This window comes from Glutamicibacter sp. (assembly GCF_050701915.1).
Classification (GTDB): domain Bacteria; phylum Actinomycetota; class Actinomycetes; order Actinomycetales; family Micrococcaceae; genus Glutamicibacter.
In genome coordinates, this window is sequence record NZ_JBOGEG010000007.1 from 74,249 (window position 1) to 86,208 (window position 11,960).

Here is an 11,960-nt window from a genome sequence, read left to right on the forward strand (position 1 = left end):
ATGAAAGTTGAATCCTGGATTTTCCTGGGTGGCGTCTTCTTCTTCACTCCGGTAGCGATTGTCTACGGTTACATGACCAACTGGAGCGAATGGGTCGGATTCCTGGCATTGCTTATGCTGGTCGGGCTGTCCGCGATGGTAGGCGGATACTTGCTATTCACCGCTAAGCGCGTTGGCAACCGTCCAGAGGACCGCGTGGATGGCGAAATCCACGAGAACGCCGGTGATATCGGAATGTTCTCCCCATGGAGCTGGTGGCCATTGGTCCTGGCTTCGGCTGCAGCGATTGGCTTCCTTGGCCTCGCTGTCGGCTGGTGGGTCTTCTTCATCGGCGCCGGTTTGGCCGTCGTCGGTGTGACCGGCTGGGTTTACGAATACAGCCGTGGCGATCACGCTCACTAAGCAGTAACCCTGACGGGGCGACAAGCAATTTTGCTTGCCGCCCCGTTAGTCTTTTAACAAGGGTTCCTCGATGGCATTTGGCCGTCAGGATATTCAGATCGAGGAGAAGCAGCATGCGCCACGCACCGCAGCCACATGTTCAGGCGCACCTTGATCCGGCCAGTAAGCAAAGCAAGTACCGGCAGATCCGCGAGATTCTCAAGACCCATGCGCGCGAGGCCTGCAAACCCGGCTACAAGCTTCCGCCCGAACGCGTGCTCGCCGAGCACTTCGGCGTGGCCCGCAAGACCATCCGCCAAGCCATCGATGCCTTGGTGGACGAACAAGTGCTCAAACGCGTGGTGGGAATCGGCACGTTCGTTGTGCCCGAGAAATTGGACCTTCGCGTCCGCCTGCATTCCTACTCCGAGGATATGATGCGCCGTGGCATGGTTCCCGATGCCCACGTACTCGAATTCGCGGAGATCAAAGCCAGTGCCAACCTGGCCTCGCAGCTGATGGTGGAGGAGGGCACAGCAGTAGTCCAGTTCAAACGCCTGCTGCTGGCCGATGGCACCCCCATGAGCTTGGACGAGAACTATATGCCTGCCGATCTCGTGCCAGGCTTTGTGGACGGCGAGCCACCTTCGAAGCTCTATCAGGCATTGCATGAACGTTATGGCATCTTGCTCGAATGGGGTGAGGACCAAGTGGAAAGCACTGCGGCGAGCAAGCGGCAAGCGGTGCTCTTGGGCGTAGAACCAGGCTTCCCGCTCTTGCAGATCACCCGATATGCGTACATCGGTGATCGACTGGCTGACTACTCGGTCTCGCTCTACCGGTCAGACCGCTACAAGCTCTTCGTGCCGTTGCAGCGGGTGGGCACACGCACCCCTCGCTACACAGATACTTTCTAGGCCTAGCCTGCTCGCTCTGCGCGCTGCTTCGAATTCAGCGCGCAAGCAGCAAGCAACCGGGCCAATCCTCCACGGCGATGCCGCAGATGCCGCTCAAAATGATTGCGGGCATCAACGACTAAGCCAGCACTCCCGCGACCCCGTTTGCCGGGATGGAGCCACAGCTGGAGCACGCAAGTCTTTCGCAACCCGGAGAAGATCTCGGCCCAAGCCCAATGACGATTCAAGGCGGCAGGAAGTCGGATCCTTCAACCGCCCTGTCCAATGGGGAACCAGCAACTCGGGAGCGGCAAATACTAGCGAAGATTCAAAGTCTCCCAGCGGTAGTTCGGCCAATCCTGTTGCCTCGTGATTCTGCCGGCTGTTCGATGCGTCCGGTTGTTCCGTCATCCAATTCAACCGGTTTAGAAGCAGCCTTAGACGGCACGGGTCTTCTCGAGCATTCCCCGTGGCAGGGGAGCAACTTGTAAGAATGCCTTCGGTAGCGTCACGCCCACTGCGAATGCGCAACAGAGGCCGAGAACCGTCGAATCGAGGCTTTGGGGAACTGATAACAGAACTACTGAGCTCGGCGTTAGCCATGACGCCCTGCGTGGATATTGGTTGTTCCCGAAGCGCTGGAGCTGATGCCCAGGCCATTGCGCTCCACGGCAATCGAATATTTCCCAGGAATGCTTCCGCCGAGGATATTTGACCGGCTGGCTGGAATGGCTTTCACTGGGGGACAAATGCAGTGAGCTGAAAGCCGTTGCGGTTCGGCCAGGTCCGAATCGTGGAACCGGGCACCTGCTTTGCAGCAACTGGCATTGAGTTGCCTCATGCGGCTTCAGAGCCAAACCAGAGTAGCTGCGATGCGGGCGTCCGGCCGTGTTCAGTCAGGTACGGCTTTTCTGGCGGCATCGAGAAAATAGCATTGGGAGTTGCGGAGGCTAGATCTAAACAGCCATGGCCAAATAATTTCCGTCCCGGAACAGCGCGGCCCGATACGCGGCGTAGGGGAGCAGGAGATTGGAGACCTTTCATCCGCGGACACCCGCAGCGCCAGAAGCCGTTCTAAGCCACTGGAATATCGACGGACGGCACCCCATGCGCAATCGAAGCGCTATCCGGCCCACAGCCTCCCTGGAAGGCGCAGGAAAGCTGGGTTAACGAAAGGAGGGACACACCTTGCGGTGTGTCCCTCCTTTTGTGACTAACTCGGGTCGCTATTACTTAGCGATCGAGTCCTGCTTGTCACCCTCGACCTCATGGTGGCCGTGGGCTGCATGAGCAGCTTCCAGCTCCGATGGGGTTACCGGGGCGACGCGATCTTCGAAGAAGAACTTCGAGATTGCCGCACGACGCTTCTCCGAACCGGAAACGTGTCCTGCTGCATCAGGCTGAGCCGGGATGTACTGTCGATCAACGTAGTTGGTCAGCAGGTAACGCTTGTAGACGTCAACTTCCTCGTGCTTCTCCGAGAAGCCGCCCTCAGGCGACATCTGGATGACGCCAGCTTCGCGGCCGTGCAGGACGATCTCGCGATCCTTGCGCTGCAGCGACAGGCAGATGCGGCGAGTCAACCAGAAGGCGAAGATTGGGCCCAGGAAGAACAGCGTACGCAGCCAGTAGGTGACATCGTTCAGCGACACATGGAAGTGGGTCGCGATCAAGTCGGAGGAGGCAGCAGCCCACATGACGCAGTATAAGACTACGCCGGCAGCGCCCATTGCGGTACGGAATGGAGCGTTGCGTGGACGGTCGAGCAGGTGGTGCTCGCGGTTGTCCTTGGTGACCCAGCGTTCGATCCATGGCCATGCGAACATCACTGCGAACAGTGCGCCTGCAGGAACCAGTGCTGGCAGCAGTACCGACATCACCAGGGTGTTATCGCCCCATGGGAACGGAATGATCCATTCGAAGCTGAAGTTGCCCAGGTAGCCTGGCATCAAGCGCAGCGCGCCATCGACGAAACCGATGTACCAGTCCGGCTGGGTACCAGCCGAAACAGGGGATGGGTCATATGGACCGTAGTTCCATACCGGGTTGATCTGGAACAGGCCAGCAATGAATGCCACGATGCCGAAGACGATGAAGAAGAATCCGCCGGCCTTGGCTGCGTATACCGGACCGACAGGGAAGCCAACAACGTTGTCGTTGGTGCGACCTGGGCCTGGGTACTGGGTGTGCTTGTGGGTCACAACCATGAACAGGTGCACCACGATCAGCAAGATGATGACCGCCGGAACGATCATGATGTGCAGCGAGTACAGACGCGGGATCACCGTATCGCCTGGGAACTCTCCGCCGAAGAAGAACATCGACAGGTAGGTACCAACGATAGGCAGTGCCTTCATAACACCATCGATAATGCGCAGACCGTTACCGGAAAGCAGATCATCTGGCAGGGAGTAGCCGGTGAAGCCGGCAGCAAGACCCATGATCAGCAGCACGCCGCCGACAACCCAGTTCAGTTCACGTGGGCGACGGAATGCGCCGGTGAAGAATACGCGCAGCATGTGCACGGACAGGGAAGCGACGAACAGCAGTGCCGACCAGTGGTGTACCTGTCGCATGAACAGGCCGCCGCGTACGTCGAAGGAGATATCCATGGTCGAGGCCATAGCCGTCGACATGCCGATACCCTTCATCGGTACGTACGAGCCGTTGTAGATGACGTGCGCCATCGACGGATCGAAGAAGAAGGTCAGGAAGGTGCCGGAGAGCAGCAGCAGTACGAAGGTGTACAGTGCCACTTCGCCGAACATGAACGACCAGTGGTCAGGGAAGATCTTGCGACCGAATTCCTTGACCATGCCCGATGCGCCAACGCGGGTATCCACGAAGTTCGCGATGCGGCCGGTAGCGGACGATGCTTGGTACTCGTTAGCAGCCATGATTAACCACGCTCCCAGTACGATGGGCCAACTGGTTCGTGGAAGTCACTCTGAGCTACCAGGTAGCCCTCGGAGTCCACGGTAATTGGCAGCTGCGGCAGTGCGTGGCCAGCTGGGCCGAAGATGACCTTGCATTCCTGCGTCAGGTCGAAGGTCGACTGGTGGCATGGGCACAGCAAGTGGTGGGTGTGCTGCTCGTACAGAGCAATCGGGCAACCAACGTGGGTGCAAATCTTGGAGTACGCGACGATGCCGTCGACGTTCCAGGTTTCGCGTCCCTCGGAGATCTGCATTTCCGCTGGATCCATGCGCATCAGCAGAACGACGGCTTTGGCCTTTTCGTTCAGCGGGTGCTCGGCCTCGTTCAGGCCCTCTGGGATCACGTGGAATGCGGAACCGATCTGCACATCCGAAGCCTTGATCGGGGTACCGGATGGGTCGCGGGTAAGACGGATGCCCTTGTCCCACATGGTGTGGCGCAGGGAATCAATCATCTCGTTCGCGGTGTTACCGGTGCGATCCAGGTCGCGGAACATGAAGATTGCCGGGATTGGCGCCAAGGCAATGGCACCGATCAGGGTATTGCGGATCAGCGGACGACGCTTGATGCCGGATTCTTCGAGAACGGTATCGATAATTTCGACGGCATCCTGGCGATCTTCTTCCGAGCGGATCTCGTGGCGCATTTCCATGAGCTCGTGATCCGGCATCAGGGTCTTGGCCCAGTGAACAATACCCACACCGATACCGAGCATCGCGAAAGCGGTGCCCAGTCCCAGTGCAGCGTTCTGCACACGCAGTTCAGCGAAGGTCATCTCGCCCAGGTGGCCCAGGACGAAGTAGGCCACGAAGAAGAAGAGCGTGCCGATGATGGAGATGGTAAATAGGAGCGCTACTTGACGCTCATGTCGCTTGGCTGCGCGCGGATCGCGGTCTGCGAGACGCGGACGATGGGGTGGTAAGCCCGGATCTGGGAAACGATCCTGAGCTACATCGTCAGCCTTAGCAACGGTGCCCGAGTTTTCGGGACTGCCGTGACTATGGTCGCCCATGTTTCTCTCTCATCCTTCTGTTAGGAATTTATGTACGTAGTGATGGTTACGGCCGAGGCCGTGGGTTGCCTTAGGAAGGACGCGAGGTCAACCAAATGGTGAAGGCAATGATGATACCCAGACCTGCGGTCCAGGTGAACAGGCCTTCAGCAACTGGACCCAGGGAGCCCAGGGCTGCACCGCCAGCGGAACCATTGGCTTCAATGGTCTTCAGGAAGGTGATAACGTCACGCTTCTCTTCTGGGGTGATGTTCGAGTCGTTGAACACTGGCATGTTCTGTGGGCCGGTAGCCATCGCTTCGTAGATGTGCTTCTCGGATACACCGGTCAGGGTTGGTGCGAACTTGCCGCGGGTCAACGCGCCACCGGCAGCAGCCGCGTTGTGGCACATTGCGCAGTTCACACGGAAGACGGTGCCACCGTGGGCGGCGTCGCCCTGGGTGGTATCCAAGTATTCCTCATCAGGGATCGCTGGGCCTGCACCCAGGCTTGCAACATACGCTGCCAGCTGGGAGATCTGCTCGTCGTCGAACTGTACTGGCTTGACCTGGGCCTGTGGGCCCTGCATCTGCATCGGCATACGGCCGGTGCCGACCTGGAAGTCAACAGAAGCCGCGCCAACGCCGATCAGCGATGGACCGGAGTCAGAGCCTTCGGCATTCATGCCGTGGCAAGTAGCGCAGTTGGCGACGAAAAGCTTCTGACCTTCTTCTACATCGGCCTGCGATGCAGAAGTGGTCTCAGCTGCCTTCGCTTCGCTGATGTTACCGGCTGCAGTGTAGAGACTGCCGGTAATCAGCAATCCGAACAGAAGCAGGGCCACAGCGGCGAGCGGGTGGCGGCGCTTTTTCGAAAGAGCCTTCACTTGCTGGTTCCTCACTTAGTTTCTTTGGTGTGGTGTTGCCGTACTTCTTGTTGAGGCAACTAATGAATTTAAGTTGCTACTTCAAGAAGTAGATGATCGCGAACAGGGCGATCCAAACAACGTCAACGAAGTGCCAGTAGTAGGACACGACGATGGAGCCGGTTGCTTCGAAGTGACCAAACTTCTTAGCCAGCATCGCACGACCAATGATCAGCAAGAATGCAATCAGACCACCAGCGACGTGAATGCCGTGGAAGCCGGTCGTAATGTAGAAGGCCGAAGCGTAGGAGTTCGAGTCGAATGCTACGCCCTCGCTAACGAGGACAGCGTATTCGTAGGCCTGGACCGAAACGAAGATCGCACCAAGGATGAAGGTAAGAATGAACCATTCAATCATTCCCCATTCCTTGAAGTTGAAAAGCCCACCGGAACGGCGAGGCTTGAATTCTTCGGCACGGAACACGCCTAGCTGGCACGAGAACGAGCTGGACACCAGGATGATGGTGTTAATCAGCGCGAACGGTACGTTGAGCTTGGCAGTTTCAGTCGCCCATAGTTCGGGCGCGGCAGCCCGAAGGCTGAAGTACATGGCGAAGAGGGCGGCGAAGAACATGAGCTCGCTGGAGAGCCACACCATCGTTCCCACCGACACCATGTTTGGGCGGTTCGGCGCATGTGGCGCCGTCGTATTTGGGGCATGAGTCGCAGTTGTCACACTGACATTATGTCTCTAAATGCCCCTCAGATACCAATGCAAAAGCGGGTTGGTAGAGGTTTGTTGCGCCACATCTTGGCAACATCCGCGGAAACATGCGGAAGTACAGAGAAAACTCTTTCTACAATTCGTAGAGCTTCATCCGGCGAGTCTCACGAAACAATCATTTATGCAACGAAAGTGTTTCGTATTTAACCCTATAAACTCGGCGATTTTAGCGACCTGAGCCACATCATCTAACGACATGAATTGGGTAGCACACCAGTGTCTGGATAGGCTTTCCCATGTGTCAACGAGCCTTGTAAACGAAAAGTTCCCGACGTGGCCAGATCTATTGGCCACCCTGATTAACGGTGGCGATCTCAGCCGCGAACAGGCCGCTTGGGCAATGAATGAGATCATGTCCGGCGAGGCGAGCGACGTGCAGATTGCCGGGTTCCTGGTTGCGCTGCGATCCAAGGGTGAAACCGTGGCCGAATTGACCGGCTTGGTGGACTCCATGGTGGCCAACGCAAGGCCATTGACCATCGATGCACAAACCTTGGACATTGTAGGAACGGGTGGCGATCGCCAGAACACCGTCAATATCTCCACGATGGCCACCCTGGTGTGCGCTGGCGCCGGCGTGAGCATAGTTAAACACGGCAACCGCGCATCCTCTTCCTCCTCGGGCTCCGCCGACGTGCTTGAAGCCTTGGGAGTCCGTCTGGAGGTACCAATCGAGCGCCTTGTAGAGGTATACGACAAGGTTGGGATTGCGTTCTGCTTCGCTAACGTCTTCCACCCCTCGATGCGCCACGTGGCCGGAGCGCGCCGCCAATTGCGCATTCCAACTGCATTCAACTTCATGGGCCCGTTGACCAATCCCGCACTGCCAAGCGCCTCCGCCATCGGCTGCTCCGACCTGGTTATGGCACCAATCATGGCTGGCGTTCTTGCAAGCCGCGGCGTGCGTGGCCTGGTATTCCGCGGGGACGATGGCCTGGATGAATTAACCACCACTGCAGCTAACCGCGTCTGGGAAGTTCGCAACGGCAAGGTCACCGAGTTCACTTTCGATGCCCAGGACGTTGGATTTGCCCGTGCGACCCTGAATGATCTGCGCGGCGGAGATGCGCTACATAACGCAGGGGTTGTACGCGAGGTCATCTCGGGAGCCACCGGACCCGTTCGAGATGCGGTTCTACTGAACGCGGCTGCTGGCATGGTTGCTTACAGCGATACGGCCGAAGGCAGTTTTGAAGATCGCATGCGCGCAGCCATTGCGAAAGCTGCACATTCCATCGACTCCGGCGTGGCGAAATCGACCTTGGACGCGTGGGCCTCAACGACTCAGGCAATCGTAGGGGAGTAGCACCACCAGATAGCAACAAAGCCGGTCTTTGGTTCGCGACTTTACAATCGCTGAACCGAAGACCGGCTATGTTTTTGAAAACTCTCTAGTCACCTAGGCCAAGGGAAAAAGCCGCTTCAAGATCATGTTCCGAATATGCGCGGAATGCGATGTGGGTCTGGGTGCCGCGAATGCCTGGGATCTTGGAAAGCTTATTAGCAATGACTTCGGCGAGGTCCTCGTGCTTGTTGACTCGCGCAATTGCAATCAAGTCCCAGTCGCCTGCTACTGAGTAGACTTCGCTGATGCCCGAGATTGCGGAGATCTGCTTGGCGCACTCGGGGATACTGTCAGTTGCAGTCTGGATCATGACGAATGCGGTGACCATCACTGTGCCTTTCGGTTCTAACTTATCGCCTGGCAAGAGGCGGCTGATCTGGAATCAACTCTAGTCGAAAAGCAGCGAATGGGAGGCATAGGCGCATCACCCCGCTTAGCATAGTACAACCATTTTAATTTGTAGATATGAATACAAAGTTTTATAATTGTTCCATGATTGTCTTGACCATTGACCAGCGACGTTCCCGTTCCACCGAAGATAAGGTGGAGGCACTAGTCAAGCAAGCTAATGCTACCGTTCCCGTGGTCCGCCCCTTCCAGCGAACCGCCGGCGATGAGGTCCAGGCTGTCTTGGATAATGCCAATGAAGCAATTCGCTTGGCGGTGATGATGGCAGCTTCCGGGGATTGGAGCGTTGGCATTGGCTTCGGGCAAGTCGAAACGCCACTGCCCGAAGAAACCCGTGCTGGCCGTGGGCCTGCCTTTGAATATGCTCGGGTCGCTGTGGAGCGGGCAAAGAACACCAATGCGCACCTAGCTGTTCATGGACCGTCGCATGAAGCTACCCGTCTGGAAGCCGAGCTTCAGCTGACTGCCTGCATAGTTTCCAAGCGACGGGCCACGGCATGGGAAGCTGGCACTCTGGCCGACGAAGGCCTGACCCAGCAACAGATTGCCCAAGAATTAGGAATCACCCAGCAGGCTGTCTCTTCTCGTCTGTCGGCCGCGCTATGGTTTGAAGCGAACCGGATGATGGATGAAGCTGCCAAATCGCTGAATCGACAGCTGAAGATGCTAAAGGAGCAGTAAATGCTTTGGATTGCGTGGGGGAGTCTGAGCCTGGCGGCATTCGTCTCTTGCATAGCTGCCTACCTTGGCTATGCCATGGGCAAACGAGCTCGTGTACGCGACTGGCTAGTTGTCGGGGCTGCCCTGTTCGCCATTCTCTCGGCGGTCCTGGCAGTTGCCTCTCAAACGTCACTGGAGCAGAAGGGGCTTTCGCCGGTGTACGCGATCGTCCTGAGTTCCATTTTTGCTATTAGTTTCGGCGGGCCGTTTACGGAACTCGTTTTCCGGCTTGCTGCTAAGAATGATGTCGAGCTCCAAAAGGAGGAGTCCGATCCTTCGCCGCTTCGAGGTGGGCTTTGGATCGGACTCCTAGAACGCACAGCGATCGTAGGAAGCCTCTGGGCCGGTTGGCCAGAAGGCATTGCCGTCGTCTTGGCGGTTAAGGGACTCGGCCGGTTCTCTGAACTGAAAAACCACCGCGCTGCCGAACAGTTTATTCTGGGGACTTTCGCCAGCGGTCTTGTCGCTGCCGGTTCCTACGGGCTGGGCCTGCTATTTACCTAACCGCTTAGCCACCATCGACGTAACCAGGCGACGCCCCATCAAGAACGCGCCCAGAACCAATGTCGCAACGATGATGAAGGGGAGAGCCGCGGTGGAATCCAGGGCAACGCGAAGCGCAAGGCCAGCTGCTACGGTACCCACCCAGACCAATACACCAGCAGGGAAGAGCTTGTTGATCGTGATCCATGGCTTGGACAGCAAGGTCATGACGACGTAGGCAACCAAGAACGGCAGGGCGGTCATCAAGATGCCGCCAATGCTCAAAGCATGTTCGTGTTCACGTCGACCGAGCAGGGCGAATAGAACAATGAGAACAGCGTCGACAGCCATCCACAGCGGCCACTTACGAATAGAATCCTTCATGTACTCATCATAGGTTTACCCCGGTGTCCGTGAATAATTCGACGCTGGCGGAATCGTTGTCGGTTCAGACACAGAACGGCGCAGTCGAGGCTCGCCCGAATGAGCTCAGGGGCATGGCGGCTGCCGCAATTGTTCTAGCATTAGTCCTATGAAGATCTGGCCTGGCAATGCATGGATGCAAGCGCACCAGATCGCCCTCTATTTATCCGCGATCACTGCCGGTTGCGTTCTCGGCCTGGCCTTGCCTGCCGCAAGCAAGATTCTCGAGAACTCGGTTAATCCGTTCCTTGGGTTACTGCTCTACGCTACTTTCCTGGGCATGCCGCTGACCCGTTTTCCGGAGGCCTTTCGGGACACTCGATTCATGGGTGCACTGTGCGCGATCAACTTTGCCGTGGTGCCGCTCGTGGCGTTCGGTCTATCGCGGATAGTGGTGGGGGACCAGGGGTTGCTCTTCGGCGTGCTGCTGGTCTTGCTAGCGCCCTGCATCGACTACGTTATCGTCTTTACCGGCTTAGCCGGGGGAGACAGCCAACGGCTGCTGGCCGCCACACCGCTCCTGCTGATCTTGCAAATGCTGCTCGTGCCGGGATTCCTCTATATATTTGCTGGACCCTCAGCGATCAGCGCGATCGTGCCAGCTCCTTTCCTGGGGGCGCTGCTGGGACTGATCGTGCTCCCACTGCTGGCAGCAGCACTCACCCAGGAACTCGCCAAGCGATTTGCTTGGGCAGAGCCCATCGGGGATTGGGCCGACTACCTTATGGTTCCGTTGATGATGGGAACACTATTTTGCGTGGTCGGCTCCCAGATCTATACAGTTCGGGCTGGCCTGGGTCAATTGGGGTTGGCCATCGTCGTTTTCGCCCTGTTTATCTGCATCATGAATGTCCTCGGATACTCTGCGGGAAAACTCTTCAAGCTGCCCACCGCCTCGCTACGGGCAGTTACTTTCAGCGGCGTCACACGCAATTCGCTGGTGGTGCTTCCCCTGGCCTTGGCTCTGCCGGCGGGGCTGGAAATAGCCTCCGCCGTGGTCGTTAGCCAGACCCTGGTAGAGCTGGTTGGCATGTTGGTGATGGTTCACCTCGTACCGAAGCAGAGCACCACCGTGTAGTTCCAGCCTTACCCCGCTAGGTTCGGATTAAATAGAATTTGCCTGGCCAGGAACACATGGAAGTGATCTGGCCAGGCATTTTCGCTCGGGGAGTGAAGGCATTCAGTGATGCCCAGGCGAAAGCAGCCTGTTCTTCCAAGACTTATTGCTTAGTGCTCGCCGCCTGGAGGGCCAATGACAAGCATGGTCGAGAAGATACCGACGATAAGGACGAATAGCAGGACCGTGGTCAGCGCCGGGCGGGCAACAAGCCAACGCATCGTTGCATCGGTCCACTTACGGTCATCTGGATGATCGGTTGCTTCGGTACGCCAGGTACCTTCCAGCTTTCCATTGCGTTCCAGCCACTTGTCATAGGGAATGGTCAGGTATGGGACGACGGCGGTGGCGGCAGCGCCAATGATCAGCGACTTCCTCCAGCGCTGATTCATGCCGATGAGCACAGCCATCGTTGCATAAGTGAGGAAGACGAAGCCGTGGACGAAGCCGGCAATGGAAACTGGCCAATCACCAACCTTGAGGACGTACTTCAAAATCAATGCGATGATCAGCATCGTCCATGTGACAGCTTCAGCGCGGGCGACTAGGCGATACAGGGCGCTTGGAGACATAAGATGTTTTCTGTCCTTGAAGATAGTTAGGGGAGTAG

The 11,960-nt window shown here is 57.3% G+C and carries 13 protein-coding genes; 6 read left to right on the plus strand and 7 right to left on the minus strand.

Annotation, left to right across the window (positions count from 1 at the left end):
- Nucleotides 1–402 carry a cytochrome c oxidase subunit 4 gene (locus ACRDT3_RS07000; RefSeq protein ID WP_332504116.1) on the plus strand — a complete coding sequence of 134 codons (402 nt, stop codon included), beginning with the start codon at nucleotides 1–3 and terminating at the stop codon, nucleotides 400–402.
- Between the two features lie 113 nt (nucleotides 403–515).
- Nucleotides 516–1,298 (plus strand): GntR family transcriptional regulator, encoded by a 783-nt coding sequence (locus ACRDT3_RS07005; protein WP_431492293.1) that lies wholly within the window; start codon nucleotides 516–518, stop codon nucleotides 1,296–1,298.
- A gap of 1,208 nt (nucleotides 1,299–2,506) precedes the next feature.
- On the opposite strand, the gene qcrB is transcribed toward ACRDT3_RS07005, so the two are convergent.
- The 4 genes from qcrB to ctaE all read right to left on the minus strand — a co-directional run bounded on the left by qcrB (nucleotide 2,507) and on the right by ctaE (nucleotide 6,806).
- Nucleotides 2,507–4,174, minus strand: coding sequence for a cytochrome bc1 complex cytochrome b subunit (gene qcrB / locus ACRDT3_RS07010; protein WP_431492294.1), 1,668 nt, complete (start codon nucleotides 4,172–4,174; stop codon nucleotides 2,507–2,509).
- Between the two features lie 2 nt (nucleotides 4,175–4,176).
- Entirely contained in the window at nucleotides 4,177–5,226 is a 1,050-nt protein-coding gene (qcrA, locus tag ACRDT3_RS07015; RefSeq protein ID WP_431492295.1) for a cytochrome bc1 complex Rieske iron-sulfur subunit, read from the minus strand.
- A gap of 70 nt (nucleotides 5,227–5,296) precedes the next feature.
- A complete protein-coding gene (gene qcrC / locus ACRDT3_RS07020; protein WP_105658352.1) occupies nucleotides 5,297–6,091 on the minus strand; it encodes a cytochrome bc1 complex diheme cytochrome c subunit in 795 nt (264 codons plus the stop codon).
- A 76-nt stretch (nucleotides 6,092–6,167) separates the two neighbouring features.
- Nucleotides 6,168–6,806, minus strand: coding sequence for an aa3-type cytochrome oxidase subunit III (gene ctaE / locus ACRDT3_RS07025; protein WP_431492296.1), 639 nt, complete (start codon nucleotides 6,804–6,806; stop codon nucleotides 6,168–6,170).
- Nucleotides 6,807–7,092: 286 nt separating this feature from the next.
- Between ctaE and trpD the strand changes: the two genes are divergently transcribed.
- Nucleotides 7,093–8,160, plus strand: a complete 1,068-nt coding sequence (trpD, locus tag ACRDT3_RS07030; RefSeq protein WP_431492297.1) for an anthranilate phosphoribosyltransferase — start codon at nucleotides 7,093–7,095, stop codon at nucleotides 8,158–8,160.
- 85 nt (nucleotides 8,161–8,245) lie between these two features.
- Here trpD and ACRDT3_RS07035 read toward each other — a convergent pair whose 3' ends face one another.
- The gene (locus ACRDT3_RS07035; protein WP_105658354.1) at nucleotides 8,246–8,527 is read right to left on the minus strand and encodes an Lrp/AsnC family transcriptional regulator; all 282 of its coding nucleotides are present in this window, start codon (nucleotides 8,525–8,527) and stop codon (nucleotides 8,246–8,248) included.
- 164 nt (nucleotides 8,528–8,691) lie between these two features.
- On the opposite strand from ACRDT3_RS07035, the gene ACRDT3_RS07040 reads away from it, so the two are divergent.
- Nucleotides 8,692–9,288: a sigma factor-like helix-turn-helix DNA-binding protein gene (locus ACRDT3_RS07040; protein WP_105661274.1), complete on the plus strand. Its 597-nt coding sequence runs from the start codon at nucleotides 8,692–8,694 to the stop codon at nucleotides 9,286–9,288.
- A complete protein-coding gene (locus tag ACRDT3_RS07045) occupies nucleotides 9,289–9,831 on the plus strand; it encodes a hypothetical protein (RefSeq protein ID WP_431492298.1) in 543 nt (180 codons plus the stop codon).
- Here ACRDT3_RS07045 and ACRDT3_RS07050 read toward each other — a convergent pair.
- Nucleotides 9,820–10,194 carry a DUF3054 domain-containing protein gene (locus tag ACRDT3_RS07050; protein ID WP_431492299.1) on the minus strand — a complete coding sequence of 125 codons (375 nt, stop codon included), beginning with the start codon at nucleotides 10,192–10,194 and terminating at the stop codon, nucleotides 9,820–9,822. The two genes, ACRDT3_RS07045 and ACRDT3_RS07050, sit on opposite strands and share 12 nt — an antisense overlap.
- 148 nt (nucleotides 10,195–10,342) lie before the next feature.
- Here ACRDT3_RS07050 and ACRDT3_RS07055 point away from each other — a divergent pair, with 148 nt between their 5' ends.
- On the plus strand, nucleotides 10,343–11,311 hold the full coding sequence (locus ACRDT3_RS07055; RefSeq protein ID WP_431492300.1) for an arsenic resistance protein: 969 nt from the start codon (nucleotides 10,343–10,345) through the stop codon (nucleotides 11,309–11,311).
- A 149-nt stretch (nucleotides 11,312–11,460) separates the two neighbouring features.
- Here ACRDT3_RS07055 and ACRDT3_RS07060 read toward each other — a convergent pair whose 3' ends face one another.
- Complete coding sequence (locus ACRDT3_RS07060; RefSeq protein ID WP_431492301.1) at nucleotides 11,461–11,922, minus strand: DUF3817 domain-containing protein; 462 nt, start codon at nucleotides 11,920–11,922, stop codon at nucleotides 11,461–11,463.
- Nucleotides 11,923–11,960: the final 38 nt, after the last annotated feature.

Excerpts from the sequence above, each read along its gene's own strand:
- ACRDT3_RS07040 (WP_105661274.1), top strand. The coding sequence starts at position 8,692 with ATGATTGTCTTGACCATTGACCAGCGACGTTCCCGTTCCACCGAAGAT.
- ACRDT3_RS07005 (WP_431492293.1), top strand. The coding sequence starts at position 516 with ATGCGCCACGCACCGCAGCCACATGTTCAGGCGCACCTTGATCCGGCC.
- ACRDT3_RS07055 (WP_431492300.1), top strand. The coding sequence starts at position 10,343 with ATGAAGATCTGGCCTGGCAATGCATGGATGCAAGCGCACCAGATCGCC.
- ACRDT3_RS07035 (WP_105658354.1), bottom strand. The coding sequence starts at position 8,527 with ATGGTCACCGCATTCGTCATGATCCAGACTGCAACTGACAGTATCCCC.
- ACRDT3_RS07060 (WP_431492301.1), bottom strand. The coding sequence starts at position 11,922 with ATGTCTCCAAGCGCCCTGTATCGCCTAGTCGCCCGCGCTGAAGCTGTC.
- qcrB (WP_431492294.1), bottom strand. The coding sequence starts at position 4,174 with ATGGCTGCTAACGAGTACCAAGCATCGTCCGCTACCGGCCGCATCGCG.
- qcrA (WP_431492295.1), bottom strand. The coding sequence starts at position 5,226 with ATGGGCGACCATAGTCACGGCAGTCCCGAAAACTCGGGCACCGTTGCT.
- ACRDT3_RS07000 (WP_332504116.1), top strand. The coding sequence starts at position 1 with ATGAAAGTTGAATCCTGGATTTTCCTGGGTGGCGTCTTCTTCTTCACT.
- ACRDT3_RS07050 (WP_431492299.1), bottom strand. The coding sequence starts at position 10,194 with ATGAAGGATTCTATTCGTAAGTGGCCGCTGTGGATGGCTGTCGACGCT.
- ACRDT3_RS07045 (WP_431492298.1), top strand. The coding sequence starts at position 9,289 with ATGCTTTGGATTGCGTGGGGGAGTCTGAGCCTGGCGGCATTCGTCTCT.